We start from the raw sequence: 16,948 nt of genomic DNA, 5'->3' as shown, positions 1-16,948 counted from the left end.
CTACCGGAGGCGTTAACAGGGTGCCCTTCCTTACACAATGGGCGGGTGCGGGCGGCGCGGTTGATCTCGTTGGTGTTGCTGCTGCAGTCGCGGGAGACGATGACGGCGGCGGAGCTGGCGCGCGAGCTGGAGGTCTCCGAGCGCACCGTCTACCGCGACGTGCTGGCGCTGTCCGCCGCCGGGGTGCCGGTCTACGCCGACCGGGGTCGCGCGGGCGGCTACCGGCTGCTGGGCGGCTACCGGACCCGGCTGACCGGGCTGACCCGGGACGAGGCGGAGGCGCTCTTCCTGGCCGGGCTGCCGGGACCGGCCGGCGACATGGGGCTGGCCGACGCGGTGGCGTCCGCCGAGCTGAAGGTGCTCGCCGCGCTGCCGCCGAGCCTGCGCGACGCGCCGGTCCGCACCGGGCAGCGGTTCCACCTGGACGTGCCGGGCTGGTTCCGCGAGGCCGGGCCGCCGCCCTGGTTGAGCGAGCTGGCCGGCGCGGTCTGGCGGGACCGGGCGGTCCGGCTGCGCTACCGGCGCGGCGACCGGGAAGTCGAGCGGGAGGCGCACCCGTACGGGCTGGTCCTCAAGAGCGGCGTCTGGTATCTGGTCGGCCGGGTCGGTGACGCGTACCGCACGTACCGGGTGGACCGGGTCAGCCACGTCGAGGTGGGCGCGGGGACCTTCGACCGGGACGCCGGCTTCGACCTGGCCGCGTACTGGCGGGAGCAGGCCGAGGCGTTCCTGCGGAGCATGCTCCGGGCCGAGGTGACGATCCGGTTGAGCCCCGCCGGCCTGCGCCGGCTCCGCTTCCTCGCCGACGCTCCCTTCGGGTACGACGAGGCGCTCGCCGCCGCCGGCGAGCCCGACGGGCAGGGGTGGGTGGTGACCCGGCTGCCCGTCGAGTCGCCCCAGGTCGCGTACACCCAGTTGCTCGGGATGGGACCGGAGGTGGAGGTGCTCGATCCGCCCGAGCTGCGGGCGTGGCTGGCCGACGCCGCCCGGCGCAGCGCGGCGCTCTACGCGGACGAGGCCGGCGACGCGGGCGGCCCGGGGTGACGCCGGGCCGCCCGCACGCACCGGTCAGCGGTAGCCGGTCACGTCCGCCGGCCGGTCCCTCTCGACCACCTCTGCGATGTAGCGGTAGGCGTCCGGCCGGCTGCCGTCGACGTCGGTGAACCCGTACACCTGGGACAGCTCCCCGGCCGAGACAGAGGCCTGGTTCCAGCGGGCCCGGTCCTCGTCGGCGGCCAGCGCGGCGACCGCGCGCCCGACGAAGGCCGGGGTCTCCGAGATGAGGAAATGCGGGTCCTTGGCGGCGCCGTCCCGCCAGTTCTCCTCGGTGACGCCGAAGTGCTCCAGCATCGCCTCGGACCGGATCCACCCCGGGGTCAGTGCGACGGCCGTGCCGCCGTGCGGCTTCAGCTCGTGCCCCCAGGCGAACGCCAGCCGGGTCACCGAGACCTTGGCCAGGTCGTAGAAGACCGACAACCGGTACCGGTCCTCGTTGAACGCCTTCGTGCCGTCACCCATCTCGACGACCAGCCCGCCCGGGCGGCGGATCAGCAGCGGGAGCGCGAAGTGGCTGGTGATGATGTGCGTGTCCACGGCGAGCCGCAGGGCCCGGAAGCCGTCGTCGAGCGGCTGCTCCCAGACCGGCTTCTCCCAGGTGATCAGCGGGTCGGCGCCCCAGACGTCGTTGACCAGCACGTCGAGCCGGCCCTGTTCGGCGTCGATCCGCTCGACCAGCGCGCGGACCTCGTCGGGGACCAGGTGGTCCACCCGTACGCCGATGCCGGTGCCGCCGGCGGCGGTCACCAGCTCGGCGGTCTCCTCGATGGTCTCCGGGCGGTCCATCTCCGAGCGGCCGGTGGTGCGGCTGCTGCGGCCGGTGGCGTACACGGTCGCGCCGGCGGCGCCGAGCTGCACGGCGATCTGCCGGCCGGCGCCCCGGGTCGCGCCGGCGACCAGCGCGACCTTCCCTGTCAGCGGTTTCGTCGTCATGCGTCCGACCCTGTCAGGAAAACCTGACATCCGAAGTCCGGTTTCGTGACCGGGTGTCGTGCGGCATGCTCGCCGGATGCACCTGCTGCTCTCCGGGATCGTCGGCTCGGTCGCGTACGGGCTGGCCGGGCCGGGCTCCGACGTCGACCGGATCGGCGTGTTCGCCGCGCCCACCGTCGCGTTCCACGGCCTGCACCCGCCGAAGGAGTCCGTGGTCACCACCCACCCGGACGTCACCCTGCACGAATGCGGGAAGTACGCAAAGCTGGCGCTCAGCGGCAACCCGACCGCCACCGAGCTGATGTGGCTGCCCGACGACTGCTACGAGACGCGGACGGAGTTCGGCGAGCGGCTCATCGCGATCCGGTCGGCGTTCCTGTCCGCGCCGCGGGTCCGCGACGCCTTCCTCGGGTACGCGTCCCGGCAGTTCCGCAAGCTGGAGTCGCGCGGCGACGGGACGTTCTCGTCCGACGTGCGGCGGCGCACCGCGAAGCACGCCCGGCACCTGGCCCGGCTGGTGCACCAGGGCCGGCATCTCTACGCCACCGCCGTGCTGGAGATCCGGCTCGCGGATCCACAGTGGTACCGGTCCTTCGGCGAGCGGGTGGCCGGCGGTGACATCGAGGCGGCCCGGGCGCTGCTGGCGGAGGCGGAACGCGACTTCGACGGCATCCGGACGCCGCTGCCGGACCGCCCGGACGAGGCGACCGTGGAGCGCTGGCTGCTCGACGTCCGCGCCGCCCACCTGCCCGCCGAACTGCGCGGCTGACCCGGTCGTGGGGGTGGAACCGCCACCCCCACGACCGGTGGTTCAGACCCCGATCCGGTGCCAGGGGCCCCAGATCGCGAACGTCATGCCCCGGCTCGCCTGGATGTTGACGAACAGGGTGTGCCCGTCCGGGCTGAACGTGGAGCCGGCGAACTCGTCGTTGGACCGGTCCGCGCCGGTGCTGCTGACCAGCCGGTTCAGCGCGATGTCGAACAACTCGCCACGGGGCGTGAGCCCGCGCAGGTAGTTGTCGTTCACGTTGTCCTCGCAGACCACCAGGGTGCCGCGCGGGCTGGTGGTCACGTTGTCCGGGAAGTCCAGCACGTCCGGCCCGGGCGACTCGTACACCAGCCGCAGCACCTGCGACCGGCAGTGGTACGCCCACACTTGGCCGTGCCCGTTGCCGTACCCGTCGGCGATCGGGCCGGTCGAGGTCTCGGCGGGGCCACCGCCCTGGGTGGCGGTGAAGTACACGACGCCGTCGTCGTACGCCGACCCCTCCAGCCGGGAGAAGTAGGCGGCGCCCCGTTCCCAGCCCTGCCGGGAGACGTACGTCAGCGCCTGCTCGTTGGTGGTGGGCGCGACCTCGCCCGGCGTGTACGGGAACCGGGGTGCCGGGTCGTCGATGTCGACCCACTCCACCCGGTACGCGGCGTGCCGCGGCTGCGCCGCGGCGAGGTCCAGGTTGGGTCGACCGCGCACCGCGAGCATCTGGAGGCGGCCACCGTCCATCAGCCGCCCGCACGACCTCGGGTGCCGGGGCGGGGTGTAGCGGTAGAAGCCGGAGGGGAAGCCGAAGTTGTCCTCGGTGAGGTACAGGTGCCCGCCCCGCGGGTCGTACGCCACCGACTCGTGGGCGAAACGGCCGGCGGCGGTGATCGGCTGTCCGTCCGACCGCCCGTCGACGGGTACCTCGTAGATGAAGCCGTGCGGTTGGGTGAGCGGCACGTTGGAGGTGCCGGTGAAGTCCGGGCCGACGTCCGGCCCGTTGACCGTCTCCTCGCAGGTGATCCAACTGCCCCAGGGCATGACGCCGCCGGAGCAGTTCATCATCGTGCCGTTCAGGCTGGTCCAGGAGCGGCGGACCTCGCCGTACCGGGTCACCTCGGTCGTGGTGGTGCCGCCCTGCGCCATCGGGTCGTACGCGGTGGACGCGTCGCCGAAGGCGGGGCCGGGGTTGTTCACCTCGTGGTTGCGGACCAGCCGGACCGTGCCGCCACGGCCACGGAACGCGCCCATGCCGTCGTGGCGGCCCGGCAGCCGGGTGCCGTCGTCGAGGACCACCGGGAACTCGGTGTCGTGGAACGACCGGTACTGGAAGCCCTCGGGCAGGTGCAGGCGGACCGTGCCGTCGCGCAGGTCCGGCACCGGCCCGAGAACCGGGTCGGGTGCCGGACGCCGGCCGACCGCGCCGGCCTCGCCACGCGCCACGAACCCGAGGAACGGACCGCCGAGGACGGCGCCGCCCGCCGCGGCGGCCGCGCCGCGCAGCAACGTACGCCGGTCAAGATCAGGCATCGGGGGACTCCTTTGTCGCCGGGGCCCCGGCCGGCGAGGCCGGGGACCGATCCTTCGGAGATCCTCGCCACCTGTTCACCTGATGGCAACCTTTCGACAAGATCGCCATTACGCGTACGTCCTCAGTCGACCAGCCGGACGCGGACCCGGCGGTTCGCGCGGCCCTTGCTCTCCACCTTGACCACCTGGACCTTGCCGATCTGCGCGGTGGAGGCCACGTGGGTGCCGCCGTCGGCCTGCACGTCCAGCCCGACGATGTCGACGATCCGCACCTCCTGCTCGTCCGGCGGGATCAGGTTGGACTGGGTGCGGATGATGTCCGGCAGGACGAGGGCCTCGGCCCGGGGCAGCACCCGGACGGCCACCGCCCGGTCCGCGGCGACCTCGGCGTTGACCAGTTCCTCGATGCGGGCCTTGAAGTCCGGCGGCACCTCGGGGAGGTTGAAGTCCATCCGGGCTTCCCCCGCTTCCATGTTCCCGCCGGTGACGAGCGCGCCGAAGTCGCGGAAGACCACGCCGCAGAGCACGTGCAGGCCGGAGTGGGTGCGCATCAGCCGGGTGCGCCGCTCGTCCTCGACGGCGCCGGTGACGGTCGTGCCGGGCGGCGGCAACGGGTCACCCTCGGCCGGGATCAGGTAGAGGTCGTCGCCCTTGCGGGTGCCGACGATGCGGGTCTGCACGCCCTGCCAGAGCAGGACGCCGTGGTCCGGCGGCTGCCCGCCACCGCCCGGGTAGAAGGCCGAGCGGTCGAGCACGATGCCCTGCTCGGGGTCGGCGAGCAGGACGGTGCACTCCCACTCCCGCAGGGTCGGGTCGGCGAGGTCGAGCCGGTGCGTACGGCCGTGGTGTGTGACTCCCATGCCACCGCAGGCTACTCGTTGAGGAAGCCCGACACGCGCTCCCGCAGGTCGGCGCGGTCGGTCCAGAGGACGCCCGGCCGGTCGTACACGTGCAGGGTGGCCCGGGGAAGCGCCGCCGCGAGCTGCTCGGCGACCTCGACCGGGTGCAGGTCGTCGCCCGCGCACCCGATCACGAGGGCCGGCGCGGTCACCGCGGCCAGCGCACCGGCGTCCCGCAACGGCACCGAGTCGGGCAGGCTGGCCAGGCCCGGCGCGAGACCGTCCCGCAGCAGCTGGTCGAGGCGCTGCCGCAGGTACGCCCAGCCGGCGGGCGTGTTCCGCACAGCCGGCGGCAGCTCCACCTGCACGACGTCCGCGACCGTGGCCGCGTCGCCGCTCTCGACCGCGTCGAGCAACGCGGTGAGCCGTTCCCGGGCCACCTCGCCGCGCGGCCGGTCGAGCACCGCCGGCAGGAAGAAGACCAGCCGCTCGAACCGGTGCGGGCTCTCGATGAGCAGGCGGCTGAGCGCACCGGCGCCCAGACTCGCGCCGAACGCCCGGGTGGCGCCGCCGAGGTCGGCGACCGCGCGCAGGTCGCGGGCGAGGTCGGTGTAGCTCCACGGGCCGGCCGGCGCGTCGGAGCGGCCGTGACCGCGGAACTGGAAGAAGATCTTGCGGCCGGCCACGCCGCTGCCGAACGGTCGGGTGGTCGCGATGCCGTTGCCCAGCCCGTGCGCGAACACCGTGACCGGGTCACCGGCGCCGGTGACCAGCTGTTCCAGGCGTACGCCGTGCGGGGTGGTGACCAGGTCCGTCTCCGGCTCGGGCAGGGCCGGACGGCCGGTGCGGGGAGCTCCCGGGCCGGGGCCCCAGGTGCGGGGACCGCCGTCCGGCGGTGGGGGCCAGCGGAAACCCCTCACCAGGATCCTCGGCCGTCGCTGAGGTCGCGCAGGCCGACCCGAACGTCGAGCAGGTAGATGAGCCCGGCGGCGATGCCGATCAGTCCGAAGAGGCTGATCGGGCCGAAGCCGAGCAGGGTCAGCACGAGGCAGACAGCGAGGATCGCGACCCAGCCACCCTTGGGCAGGGTGCCGATCGCGGTGAACCCGTCGGACCGTTGCGTGATGGCGTGCACCAGGGCTACACCCTGGACGATCAGCGCGAAGACGAGCAGGATCAGCTCGATCACGTCACGGACGGCGAAGGCGAAGATCGGCGTGGCAGTGGCCATGACGGCAAGCTTATGCCGGTGACCCCGGGTACGTCCGACAGGACGTACCCGGGTCACTTCTCCGGCAGGTCACTCGGCGGCCGGGCGGGTCCGCTTCGTGGCGCGCGGCAGCTTCGCCGACGGGGTGGCCGGCTTGGCGGTGGCCCTGGTGGCCCGCTTCTTCACGGCGGCCGGCTTGGCCTCGGCCACCTCGGCGACCTCGGCCGGGGTCGGCACCTCGGCGGCGGCCGGCGCGGCGGTCGCACCCTCGGTGGCGTCGATGTCGGCGTTCACGGTCTCGGCGGCCTCCAGCACGCCGGCGCCGACGACCCGCTCACCACGGGCGACCAGCGCACCGTACGCGGCGAGCGCCCGCTCCTGCGCGGCGTGCGCGCCGGCGACCACGACGGCGGCGTTGCGGACGGCGACCTCGCGCAGCTTGTCGAGGTCGGCCACCTCACGGAGCCGGTTGAGGTCGGCCGCCTCGCGGACGCGCTTGAGGTCGGCGGCCTCGCGGAGCCGGCTGAGGTCCAGGTCGGTGGTGGCCTTCTGGCGCAGGCCCTCGGCGGTCACCGTCGCGGTACGCAGCGTCTCGTCGGCCTTCTGCCGCAGCTCGACGCCGGTGACGACGGCCTTGCCGCCGAGGTCGGCGACGACCCGGGTGCCCAGGCCGCCCACCACGGCGGGAAGCTTGCGCAGCTGCTGGTACGCCAGCTCGCCCGCGCCGGCGGCGGCGTAGAGCGGGGCCGGGATGCGGTTGGTCTTCGGCTGGGTGGTCATGACTTCTCCTCCTCGGCCGCACCGGCGGCCTTCGGGGCCGCCCGGCGGACGGCCTTCTTCGCGGGGGTCGGGGCGGGTGCGGAGCCGGACTCCGTGACGGCGACCGATTCGATGACCGCCTCGGTGGGCGTGCCCTCCGGTGTCGTCGGCCCGGTGGCGGCGGCGTTGGCCAGGTCCGGAGCCGATCCGGGCGGCGTCGCGGGGCCCGCCACCTCCTCGGTGGTGGTCGGTGTCGCGCCGCCGGCGGCCGCGGTCGCCTCGGCGAGCCGCGCGTTCTCCCGGCGGAACGTCTCGTAGATCTGCGTGAGCGACTGCTTCTGCGCCATGGTGAGGTCCGGGTCGACGGCGATCGCCGCCAGGACCCCCTGCCCCTCCTTGTCGTCCAGCAGCCCGGCCCGCAGGTACATCGCCGGCGTCGACACCCGCAACGCGCTGGCGAGCTGCTGGAGCACCTCGGCGCTGGGCTTGCGCAGCCCACGCTCGATCTGACTCAGGTACGGGTTGCTGACCCCCGCCTGCTCGGCGAGCTGCCGGAGCGAGATCTTCGCGTTCCGGCGCAGGTCACGAATGAACCCGCCGACGTCGGGAAGGTCTTTACCAGTAGCCATACCTCGACGTTATCTCCCAGTGCTAGCTCCTGCAAGCGGAACGCTAGCCAGAGTTAGCAGCGTCTCAGCAATCCCCTTGCGCCCCCGCCGTCCGGATCCCTACCGTGCCCGCGATGGCTGAGATCATGGTTAACGGGGCACGACTCGCGTACGACGTCGCCGGCGATGGCACGCCCGTCGTCCTGTTGCACGCCGGAATCGCCGACCGCCGGATGTGGCGGGCGCAGGTCGACGCGCTGGCGTCCCGGCATCGGGTGATCGCACTCGACCTGCGCGGTTACGGCGAGTCGGAACTGCCGCCCGCGCCCTTCGCCCACCACGACGACGTCGTGGGGCTGCTGGACGCACTGGGCGTCGAGCGCGCCGCCCTGGTGGGCTGCTCGTTCGGTGGCGCGGTGGCGATCGACACCGCCCTCGCCCACCCGGACCGGGTGACGGCGTTGGCCCTGCTCGGGACGGCGGTCTCCGGCAACGAGTGGTCCGCCGAGGCAGACGACCTGTGGGACATCCTGATCGGCGACCTGGACGACGACGACCTCCCCGCCAACGCCGCCGCCGAGGTGCGGTTCTGGGTGGTCGGCCCCGGTCGCCGCCCGGAGGACGTCGACCCGGACCTGATCGCCCTCGCGCACCAGATGGACCTGCGGGCCCTCGCCGCCGAGCAGGCGCTCAGCGCGGTGGACGTCGCCGACCTCGACCCGCCCGCCATCGGCCGCCTCGCCGAACTGCGGATGCCCGTCCTGGTCACCGCCGGGGCGGACGACGTCCCTGACATCAGCCGACTGGCCGACCGGATCGCCGCCGAGGCACCCCGGGCGATCCGCCTACCGGACGTGCCGGACGCCGCCCACCTGCTCCCGCTCGAGCGCCCGACCCCGGTGACGGCCGCCCTGCTCGACTTCCTCCCCTGACCACCCCGGGCCCACCCACCACCCGTTGCTATCGCCCGTTGGCGCCACCTATCGCCTGTTGATCATGAAGCTGGCGGGTGAGTTGATCGCCGGACCACCCGCCACCTTCATGATCGACGCAGGGGCCGGCGGGGGCCGGGGGGGGCGGGGGGCCGGGGGGGTTACCAGACGGGGCGGGTGGAGCCGACCGGGAGGCCGCCGCCGAACAGGGGTACCTCGGCGAACTCCTCCAGTACCGGCGCGGCGACCCCGAGCCGGCGCAGCGCGGAGACCAGCACGGGCATCCGGGCGCGGCCGGCACCGTCGTCGATCTTGAGTGCCACCGCCCCGACGCCGGGCACCGCCGCCGCGATGACGCCCTCGGCACCGACCTTGGCGAGCAGCCCCGGCACCCCGCGCATCAGCCGGGTGTCGTCGGCCTGCGTACCGCCCACGATCTCGGGGTGGGTCCGCATCGCATCGGCCACCACACGGGGCACCGACCCGGGCTCGGCGCAGACCAGCCGGAGGTACGCCGTCGCGAGGCCGGTCAACGACACGGCGAGCACCGGGGCGCCGCACCCGTCCACACCGGTCGCCGCCACCGGCTCGCCGGTGAACTCCTCGACCGCCTCCCGCAGCCGCTGCTGGAGCGGGTGCTCAGGCCGCCAGTAGCCCTCCAGCGGCCACCCCGCGGCCCGGCAGGTCAACAGCATCCCGCTGTGCTTGCCGGAGCAGTTCATCTGCGTACGCGTGGGGCCACCGCCGGCCCGCAGCACGGCGGCACGGGCGTCGTCGCCGACCGGCAGGTCCGGCGGGCAGTGCAGTGCCGACTCGTCGAGCCCGGCCCGCGCCAGCAGCGCGCCGACCCGGGCGAGGTGGAACTCCTCGCCCGCGTGACTGGCCGAGACGAGGGCCAGGTCGGCCGGGTCGGTCAACGGCAGACCGGCGCGGACCATGCCGACCGCCTGCATCGGCTTGTTCGACGAGCGGGGGAACACCGGAGAGGTCACGTCCCCGGCGGCGGCCACCGGCCCCCCGGCGGCGTCCAGCACCACCACCGACCCCCGGTGCACGCCCTCCACGAACCCGGACCGGACCACCTCGGCGAGCGGCACGCCGCCCTCGTACGTCTTTCCCACGACGTGGACGGTACCGCCCGCCGATCACGGTCGCCGGGCGGGTGACCAGGTACGCGACGCGGGGGCGTACAGGGATGCTCGTCCCGCCGCCGCTTACCGGCCGGCCGCGGTCACACCGAGCAGCCCGCGGGCCTCGGCGGTGGTGAGCGGCGGGCGCTGGGCAAGCTGGGCGAAGCCGACCGCGCGCGCGACGAGCTGCATGTTGGACTCCACCGGCTGGCCCTTGGCGTACGTCACCGTGTCCTCCATACCGACCCGCAGGTGCCCGCCGGCCGACAGCGAGGCGAGCAGCACCGGGATCGTGCTGCGACCGATGCCGGTCGCCGAGAACGTCGTCCCCTCCGGCAGGTCGCGCAGCATCTGCTGGGCGGCGACCAGCGTGGCCGTGGTGCCCGGCATGCCACCGGGGACGCCCATGACGAAGTCGACGTGCACGTGCCCGCCGGCCGGCAGGCCGTACTTCCCGAGCAGGCGCTGGAGGGCGGTGAGGTGCCCGAGGTCGAAGATCTCGTACTCGGGGACGATCCCCCGCGCCTGCATCCGGGTGTGCAGTTCGACGATGAACTCCCACCGGTTCAGGAAGACGTCGTCGCCGAAGTTGACCGTGCCCATCGTGCAGGAGGCCATGTCCGGGCCGGCGTCGAGGACGGCGAGCCGGTCGGCCTCCGGGTCGGTCACCGCACCCCCGGAGGAGAGCTGCACGACGAGATCGGTGCTGTCCCGCAGAGCCGCCACGGTGTCACGCAGTCGGCCCTGGTCGAGGGTCGGCTTCGCCGCGTCGTCCCGGATGTGGACGTGGATCACGGCGGCGCCGAGCGCCTCGCACTCCTTGGCGGTCAGCAGCAGCTCGTCGAGGGTCACCGGCAGCGCCGGCACCTCCGCCTTGGCCGACTCCGCGCCGGTCGGGGCAACCGTGATCAACGTACCTGTCGTCATGCCCGGATCCTAGACGGCGGCCCCGGTGCCGGTCGACAGGAAGTTTTCCGGCGTAATGAGCGTTAGGAAGGGGCCCTTCCTCTACCGGAGGCGTTAAGAAGGGGCCCTTCCTTACATCGGGTCTATCGCGGCGGCGGTTTCGTTGATGAGCAGTCGGGCGTCGTCGGGGACGTTGCGCTTGACCACCGCCAGGGCGACCTGGCCGAGCTCGTGGTGCAGCACGGCGGTGCCGACGAAACCGACCGCCCGGCCGTCGAGGGTCACCGGCGTCCCCGCGGCCGGCGGTCGGTCGGTGGTCACCCCGTCGAGGTGCAGGAGGACGAGCCGGCGTGGCGGCCGGCCCATGTTGTGCACCCGGGCCACCGTCTCCTGCCCCCGGTAGCAGCCCTTCTCCAGGTGCACGGCCGGCGCGACCAGATCCACCTCGGCGGGGATGGTGCGGTGGTCGGTGTCCACCCCCACCCGGGCCCGGCGGGCCGCCACCCGCACCGCCTCGTACGCCCAGAGGCCCGCCACCGGCACCCCCGCGCCGCGCAGCTCGGCCACCACCTGCGCCATCGCGGCCCGGGGCAGCAGCAGGTCGACACCCGACGGCACCCGACGCGCCCACCCGCCCACGGGCAGTGGGCGGACGTCGTAGAGCACGGTGGGCCGGGGCGGCACCGCGCCGGCGTGGAACTTGGGGCCCGGCACCGCCAGCACGTCGGGCGCGGCGAGGCCGCTCACGCCCAGGGTCGTCAGGGCGGCCGGCGCCTCCGGGCCGACCAGCGAGAGCAGCGCGTGGTCCGGCGTCACGTCCCGCGGGTCGACCTTGCTGAAGAAGCGCATCCGCTCCAGGTACGCGAGCAGCCCGCCGGTGGCTCCGGGCTCGGTGTCCAGCCAGGTGGTGACGCCGTCCTCGGCGACCATCGCGTGCTGCTCCACGTGCCCGTGCGGGGAGAGCACCAGCAACTCGGTGCCCTGCCCGGCGGCCAGTTGCCCGAGGTGCTGGGTGGTGAGCGTGTGCAGCCAGCCGGTCCGCTCCTCACCGGGGACCGCGATCACCCCCCGGTGGGAGCGGTCGACCAGGCCGACGGCGCTCTCCAGCGTGCGCTGCTCGCGCAGCGGGTCGCCGTAGTGTGCGGCCACCCCCCGTACGCCGGCCGCCGCGTGCGCCGGCTCCGGCTGGTCGCGGCTGGCCTCGTCGATGCTCTCGACGGCCACCGCACCCTCGATGTCGATCATTCCCGGTCCCCGTTCCGGCAGCGTCCGCAGACACCGAAGAGCGACACGTGGCCGATGTCCACACAGAACCCCCGCTGCTCGGCGAGCTGGTCGGCCAGCGGGCGCAGCAGGTCCGGATCGATCTCGTCGATCGCGCCGCACTCGCGGCAGACCAGGTGCACGTGCTGGTCCTCACCGGCCGCGTGGTACGTCGGCGAGCCGTGCGAGAGGTGGGTGTGGGTCACCAGGCCGAGCCGTTCCAGCAGCTCCAGCGTGCGGTAGATGGTGGTGATGTTGACCCCCGCGGCCACCTCACGGACGGCCGTGTGGACCTGTTCCGGTGTGGCGTGGCCCAGGTCGAGCACCGCCTGGAGGACGAGCTGCCGCTGCGCCGTCAGCCGCAGGCCACGGGCCCGGAGCAGTTCCGCGAGGGAGGTTTCGGACACCGTCCGATCATAGTTCGCCCACGCGCGGAACCCCGGCCACCACCGCACAGGCCCTATGCTCGGCGGTCATGGTGGCGGCGAGAATGGCGGTGCTCGGGCGCGGCCGGGTGCCGGTGGGGGAACCGGTGCTGCGCGGCGACGACCTCGGCGTCCTGCGCGGCGACGGGCTCTTCGAGACGATGCACCTGCGGTCCGGGCGGCCCTGGCTGCGGGAGGCCCACCTGGAGCGGATGGCCCGGTCGGCGAAGGCGGTGGAGCTGCCCCTGCCCCCGGCCGAGGCGCTGGTCGCCCTGCTCGACGAGGTCGCCGCCGGCTGGCCCGTCGACGTCGAGGGGGCGCTGCGGCTGGTCTGCACCCGGGGGCCGGAGGGCGGCGGGCCGCCCACCGTGTACGCGACGCTGGCGCAGGTGCCGGCGTCGGCGCGGAACGCCCGACGGGACGCCGTCACCGTGGCGACGCTGCCGCTGGGCGTGCCGGCCCGGGCCCGGGCCGACCTGGACTGGCTGCCCGCCGGGGTCAAGTCGACGTCGTACGCGGTGAGCACCGCCGCCCGCCGCTGGGCCTCCCGGGCGGGCGTCGACGACGTGCTCTGGATCTCCTCCGACGGGTACGCGCTGGAGGGCCCGATCGCGAACGTCGTGTGGCTGGCCGGGCACGTCCTGTGCACGGTGCCGGCCGCCGGCACCGGCATCCTTCCGGGCACCACCGCCGCCTGGCTGCTGGCCCACGCCGACGAGGCGGGGCTGGGCGCCGACGAACGGATGGCGACGCCGGCCGACCTGGACGCCGCCGAGGGCGTCTGGTTCACCTCGTCGGTCCGGGGCCTGGTCGAGGTCCGTGCGATCGACGGAGTCGACCGGCCCCGGTCCGCGTACACCGCGCGGTTGCAGGCCCTGGTGGGTTTCCCCGTGCCGCCGGCCTGAGCCGGGGTCCGTGGCCCGGACCCCGGCCGGTGCTCAGCCGCCGACGCGGATCAGCCGGGCGGAGAGGTGTGGGGAGAGGCCGTGACCGACGGCGGCCATCTCCTGGGCGTACAGCAGGGCGCCCTCGACGATGCCGAACAGGCGGTGGCCGGCGGTGACCTCCTTGGCGGTGGAGGTGCGGACGACGGCGTCGGTCACGAACTCGATCTGCGTGCCCGTGCGCTTGCCGATGTGCAGCTCCATCACGCCGGTGGGCGTGGTCATCAGCGCTTCCAGCTCGTCGGTCGCCCGGTCACCGGCGAGCACCGGCCGCCACCAGCCGACCTCCCGCCCGCCGGGGCGGACCGGCCGGCTCTGCTCGTCCAGGAGCCAGGCGCGGGACTCGTAGAACAGGAACGGCCGGCCGTCGTGGCTGATCCGGATCTCCTGCGCGAAGTCGAAGTCCTCGATCGTGGGGTAGCCGCCCCGACCGCGCCCCCGCCACACCCCGATGTACGGCAGCAGGCCGTCCAGCGTCGGGTGCAGCTTCGGACCGACCCGCAGGTCGTGGCTCTCCTCGTAGGGGTACGGGTCGACCGGCGGCGCGTTCAGCCACGGCGGTGGCTGCAGGGGATTCTCGTCGCTCACCGGTTCACTCCGCCCTTCCCCGTCGGCGCAGACTTCACCAACGGCCTCTCGATATGCGTACGGCAAGGTAGACCAGGCCACCGGCGAGCGCGCCCAGGCCGGCGACCAACAGGCTGACGAACCCAATCTCGGTGACCATCGGCGACCATCCTATGCTGGCGTCATGGCCCGTACTCTCGTCGTCAAGGCCACTGCGGGCGCCGACGCCCCGGAGCGGTGCGCGCAGGCGTTCACGGTCGCGTCCACCGCGGCCGCGGCCGGGGTGGACGTCTCGCTCTGGTTGACCGGCGAGGCCACCTGGTTCGCGCTGCCCGGGCGGGCACAGGAGTTCGCGCTGCCGCACTCGGCGCCGCTGGCGGAGCTGCTGCACGTGATCCTGACCACTGGCCGGGTGACGGCCTGCACCCAGTGTGCGGCGCGGCGCGACATCGGCCCGGGCGACGTGCTGCCGGGCGTCCGGATCGCGGGCGCGGCGGTCTTCGTCGAGGAGACCATGGCCGAGGACGCCAGGGCGCTCGTCTACTAGGGCCGGGCTCCGGGCGACGGATACCGGCGAGCGCGCGCAGCGGAACCGACCCGACAACTCGGGCTAATGCCTACGATTCGGATGTGACCGACGCGACGGAGCGATTCTTCGAATCACTGCCGGCGCGTGCCCCGGAGATCCTGCGCGGCCTGGTCAGCGGGACGCTCCAGATCGAACTCAGCAGCGGTAACCGCACCGAGCACTGGCGGGTCCAGATGCAGCCCGGCGCGATCGAGGTGAGCCGCCACCGCGGGCCGGCCGACGCGATCTGGTACAGCAGCGAGGACCTGTTCGACCGGCTCGTCACCGGACGCGCCCAGGGCATCTCCGCGGTGCTGCGCAACGAGTGCACGTTCAGCGGGAACGTGGTGCTCTTCCTCGCCTTCCGCCGCTTCTTCCCGAACCCGCCGGGCACGCGGGACCCTCGTGAGGTGGCCCGTGAGCAGGCCGGGCGGCTGCCGTGAAGCAGCTCATCAGCATCCTGGACGGCAACACCTTCCTGGTCAGCGACCGGCGCGGGGACATCGAACCGTCCCTGGACTTTCCCACCGGGCTCTTCTCGTTCGACACCCGGTTCCTGTCCACCTGGCTACTCACCCTCGACGGGGAGCGCCTGCACGCCTTGTCGGTGGATGACGCGGCGTCGTACCAGACGCGGTTCTTCCTGGTGCCGGGCGCGCCGACCCACTACGTGGACGCGAAGGTGTCGGTGATCCGCAGCCGGGCCATCGGCGGCAGCATCGACGAGGAGCTGACCGTCCTGAACCACTCCGGCGAGGAGATGGAGTTCAGCCTCCGGATGGACATCGGCGCCGACTTCAGCGACCTCTTCGAGATCAAGAACGTCCGCCAGAAGCACGGCCACACCACCGCCGCCGTCGGCGAGAACGAGCTGCGGCTCGTCTACCGGCGGGAGGCCTTCCACCGGGAGACGGTGGTCTCGACCAGCGCGCCCGGCGAGATCGACGTGGCCGGGATGACGTTCCGGATCCGGATCGCGCCGCACGGGGAGTGGACGACCCGGCTGCACGTGGCCACCATCATCTACGGCGCCCGGGGCGAAGACATCCGAACAAACCTGCCGTCGTACGGGGGAATCCGCAACCCGGCCGCCATCGAGGCCGAGCAGAACGAGCTGATCGAGCGGGCGCCGAAGCTCGGCTGCGACTGCGAGCCGCTCGCCGGGGCGTACCGGCGCAGCCTCAACGACCTGGCGGCCCTCCGCTACGAGTCCATCTCCCTCGGCGCCCGGCTGATCTCCGCCGGCCTGCCCTGGTTCATGACCCTCTTCGGGCGGGACAGCATCTTCACCGCGTTGCAGGTGGTGCCCTTCCTGCCCGACCTGATTCCGTCGACGATCATGCTCCTCGCCGGTCTCCAGGGGCACCGGTTGGACGATTTCCGGGACGAAGAGCCGGGAAAGATCCTGCACGAGCTGCGGTACGGCGAGACCGCCGGCTTCGAGGAGCAGCCCCACTCCCCCTACTACGGCTCCGCCGACGCCACGCCGCTGTTCGTGATCCTGCTCGACGAGTACGAACGGTGGACCGGCGACGCCGAGTTGATCATCAAGCTGGAGTCCAACATCCGCGCCGCCCTCGCCTGGATCGACACGTACGGCGACCTGCTCGGGACCGGCTACGTCTGGTACCGGACCCGCAACCCGGACACCGGACTCGCGAACCAGTGCTGGAAGGACTCCTGGGACTCGATCTCGTACCGGGACGGCCGCCTGCCGGGCTTCCCCCGCGCCACCTGCGAACTCCAGGGGTACGCCTACGACGCGAAGATGCGGGGCGCCCGGCTGGCCCGCCGGTTCTTCAACGACCCCGCGTACGCCGACCGGCTGGAGCGGGAGGCCGCCGAACTGAAGATGCGGTTCAACCGGGACTTCTGGATCCCGGAGAAGGAGTACTACGCGCTCGCGCTCGACGCCGACGGCCGCCAGGTGGATGCGCTCAGCTCGAACATCGGCCACCTTCTGTGGAGCGGCATCGTGGACGAGTCGCGCGCCGGGCGGCTCGCCCAGCACCTGCTCGGTCCCCGGCTCTTCTCCGGCTGGGGCGTGCGGACGCTCGCCGACGACCAGGGCCGGTACAACCCGATCGGCTACCACGTCGGGACGGTCTGGCCGTTCGACAACTCGATCATCGCCTGGGGGCTGTGGAAATACGGCTTCCACGAGGAGGCGGGGCTCGTCTGCGAGGGGATCCTCGCCGCCTCCCGGTTCTTCGCCGGCCGGCTGCCGGAGGCGTTCGCCGGCTACGACCGGGACCTCACCGACTACCCGGTGCAGTACCCCACCGCATGCAGCCCGCAGGCCTGGTCGGCCGGCACCCCGCTGCTGCTGCTGCGGATCATCCTCGGTCTGGAGCCGCAGGGGGATCACCTCATCATCGACCCGAACGTGCCGGAAGGCATGGGCCGGGTCGAACTGCTCGACATCCCGGGCCGGTGGGGTCGGGTGGACGCCCTCGGCCGCAGCCGCGGCCCGCACGACTCCAGCCGAGGCCACTGACCCGTCGGGCGGTGTTCCGCCCGG

The 16,948-nt window shown here is 73.3% G+C and carries 20 protein-coding genes; 7 read left to right on the top strand and 13 right to left on the bottom strand.

Annotated elements, in window-relative coordinates:
- Window positions 1-45: 45 nt before the first annotated feature.
- On the top strand, window positions 46-1,044 hold the full coding sequence (locus ACN26Y_RS10295; protein ID WP_422734652.1) for a helix-turn-helix transcriptional regulator: 999 nt from the start codon (window positions 46-48) through the stop codon (window positions 1,042-1,044).
- Window positions 1,045-1,068: 24 nt separating this feature from the next.
- Here ACN26Y_RS10295 and ACN26Y_RS10290 read toward each other — a convergent pair whose 3' ends face one another.
- Window positions 1,069-1,989, bottom strand: a complete 921-nt coding sequence (locus ACN26Y_RS10290) for an SDR family oxidoreductase (protein ID WP_155330079.1) — start codon at window positions 1,987-1,989, stop codon at window positions 1,069-1,071.
- A 76-nt stretch (window positions 1,990-2,065) separates the two neighbouring features.
- On the opposite strand from ACN26Y_RS10290, the gene ACN26Y_RS10285 reads away from it, so the two are divergent.
- Window positions 2,066-2,758, top strand: a complete 693-nt coding sequence (locus ACN26Y_RS10285) for a nucleotidyltransferase domain-containing protein (protein WP_155330078.1) — start codon at window positions 2,066-2,068, stop codon at window positions 2,756-2,758.
- A gap of 42 nt (window positions 2,759-2,800) precedes the next feature.
- Here ACN26Y_RS10285 and ACN26Y_RS10280 read toward each other — a convergent pair whose 3' ends face one another.
- From ACN26Y_RS10280 to ACN26Y_RS10255, 6 genes are all read right to left on the bottom strand, one after another.
- Complete coding sequence (locus ACN26Y_RS10280; protein WP_155330077.1) at window positions 2,801-4,276, bottom strand: PhoX family protein; 1,476 nt, start codon at window positions 4,274-4,276, stop codon at window positions 2,801-2,803.
- Between the two features lie 122 nt (window positions 4,277-4,398).
- A complete protein-coding gene (locus ACN26Y_RS10275; RefSeq protein ID WP_422734651.1) occupies window positions 4,399-5,136 on the bottom strand; it encodes an alanyl-tRNA editing protein in 738 nt (245 codons plus the stop codon).
- 11 nt (window positions 5,137-5,147) lie between these two features.
- Entirely contained in the window at window positions 5,148-6,035 is an 888-nt protein-coding gene (locus ACN26Y_RS10270; RefSeq protein ID WP_155330075.1) for an alpha/beta fold hydrolase, read from the bottom strand.
- Window positions 6,032-6,346, bottom strand: a complete 315-nt coding sequence (locus ACN26Y_RS10265) for a DUF2516 family protein (RefSeq protein WP_155330074.1) — start codon at window positions 6,344-6,346, stop codon at window positions 6,032-6,034. Before ACN26Y_RS10265 ends, ACN26Y_RS10270 begins: the two co-directional genes overlap by 4 nt.
- A gap of 69 nt (window positions 6,347-6,415) precedes the next feature.
- The gene (locus tag ACN26Y_RS10260; RefSeq protein ID WP_155330073.1) at window positions 6,416-7,105 is read right to left on the bottom strand and encodes a hypothetical protein; all 690 of its coding nucleotides are present in this window, start codon (window positions 7,103-7,105) and stop codon (window positions 6,416-6,418) included.
- Complete coding sequence (locus tag ACN26Y_RS10255; RefSeq protein WP_155330072.1) at window positions 7,102-7,713, bottom strand: helix-turn-helix domain-containing protein; 612 nt, start codon at window positions 7,711-7,713, stop codon at window positions 7,102-7,104. The genes ACN26Y_RS10260 and ACN26Y_RS10255 overlap by 4 nt, the downstream gene beginning before the upstream one ends.
- 113 nt (window positions 7,714-7,826) lie before the next feature.
- Here ACN26Y_RS10255 and ACN26Y_RS10250 point away from each other — a divergent pair, with 113 nt between their 5' ends.
- Window positions 7,827-8,624, top strand: coding sequence for an alpha/beta fold hydrolase (locus ACN26Y_RS10250; RefSeq protein WP_155330071.1), 798 nt, complete (start codon window positions 7,827-7,829; stop codon window positions 8,622-8,624).
- A 161-nt stretch (window positions 8,625-8,785) separates the two neighbouring features.
- Here the strand turns inward: ACN26Y_RS10250 and ACN26Y_RS10245 are convergent, their stop codons facing one another.
- The 4 genes from ACN26Y_RS10245 to ACN26Y_RS10230 form a co-directional block, all read right to left on the bottom strand.
- Complete coding sequence (locus tag ACN26Y_RS10245) at window positions 8,786-9,745, bottom strand: asparaginase (protein WP_155330070.1); 960 nt, start codon at window positions 9,743-9,745, stop codon at window positions 8,786-8,788.
- A gap of 93 nt (window positions 9,746-9,838) precedes the next feature.
- Window positions 9,839-10,681 (bottom strand): 3-keto-5-aminohexanoate cleavage protein, encoded by an 843-nt coding sequence (locus ACN26Y_RS10240; RefSeq protein WP_155330069.1) that lies wholly within the window; start codon window positions 10,679-10,681, stop codon window positions 9,839-9,841.
- A gap of 111 nt (window positions 10,682-10,792) precedes the next feature.
- Window positions 10,793-11,905 carry a YgfZ/GcvT domain-containing protein gene (locus ACN26Y_RS10235; RefSeq protein WP_155330068.1) on the bottom strand — a complete coding sequence of 371 codons (1,113 nt, stop codon included), beginning with the start codon at window positions 11,903-11,905 and terminating at the stop codon, window positions 10,793-10,795.
- Entirely contained in the window at window positions 11,902-12,330 is a 429-nt protein-coding gene (locus ACN26Y_RS10230; RefSeq protein ID WP_155330067.1) for a Fur family transcriptional regulator, read from the bottom strand. The genes ACN26Y_RS10235 and ACN26Y_RS10230 overlap by 4 nt, the downstream gene beginning before the upstream one ends.
- A 68-nt stretch (window positions 12,331-12,398) precedes the next feature.
- On the opposite strand from ACN26Y_RS10230, the gene ACN26Y_RS10225 reads away from it, so the two are divergent.
- A complete protein-coding gene (locus ACN26Y_RS10225; RefSeq protein ID WP_422734649.1) occupies window positions 12,399-13,253 on the top strand; it encodes an aminotransferase class IV in 855 nt (284 codons plus the stop codon).
- 33 nt (window positions 13,254-13,286) lie between these two features.
- On the opposite strand, the gene ACN26Y_RS10220 is transcribed toward ACN26Y_RS10225, so the two are convergent.
- Both ACN26Y_RS10220 and mtfM read right to left on the bottom strand, forming a co-directional pair.
- Window positions 13,287-13,880 carry an FABP family protein gene (locus ACN26Y_RS10220; protein WP_155330065.1) on the bottom strand — a complete coding sequence of 198 codons (594 nt, stop codon included), beginning with the start codon at window positions 13,878-13,880 and terminating at the stop codon, window positions 13,287-13,289.
- 34 nt (window positions 13,881-13,914) lie between these two features.
- Window positions 13,915-14,019, bottom strand: a complete 105-nt coding sequence (gene mtfM / locus ACN26Y_RS10215) for a small membrane protein MtfM (protein ID WP_267897534.1) — start codon at window positions 14,017-14,019, stop codon at window positions 13,915-13,917.
- Between the two features lie 24 nt (window positions 14,020-14,043).
- Here mtfM and ACN26Y_RS10210 point away from each other — a divergent pair, with 24 nt between their 5' ends.
- From ACN26Y_RS10210 to ACN26Y_RS10200, 3 genes are all read left to right on the top strand, one after another.
- The gene (locus ACN26Y_RS10210; RefSeq protein WP_155330064.1) at window positions 14,044-14,406 is read left to right on the top strand and encodes a DsrE family protein; all 363 of its coding nucleotides are present in this window, start codon (window positions 14,044-14,046) and stop codon (window positions 14,404-14,406) included.
- A gap of 83 nt (window positions 14,407-14,489) precedes the next feature.
- On the top strand, window positions 14,490-14,870 hold the full coding sequence (locus tag ACN26Y_RS10205; RefSeq protein ID WP_422734648.1) for an SCP2 sterol-binding domain-containing protein: 381 nt from the start codon (window positions 14,490-14,492) through the stop codon (window positions 14,868-14,870).
- The gene (locus tag ACN26Y_RS10200) at window positions 14,867-16,924 is read left to right on the top strand and encodes a glycogen debranching N-terminal domain-containing protein (RefSeq protein ID WP_155330062.1); all 2,058 of its coding nucleotides are present in this window, start codon (window positions 14,867-14,869) and stop codon (window positions 16,922-16,924) included. Before ACN26Y_RS10205 ends, ACN26Y_RS10200 begins: the two co-directional genes overlap by 4 nt.
- Window positions 16,925-16,948: the final 24 nt, after the last annotated feature.

The sequence above is a fragment of the Micromonospora sp. WMMD558 genome (assembly GCF_049315255.1).
Lineage (GTDB): Bacteria > Actinomycetota > Actinomycetes > Mycobacteriales > Micromonosporaceae > Micromonospora.
The sequence above is the reverse complement of the archived record's forward strand: the minus strand, read 5'-3'. Positions and strand labels throughout refer to the sequence as shown.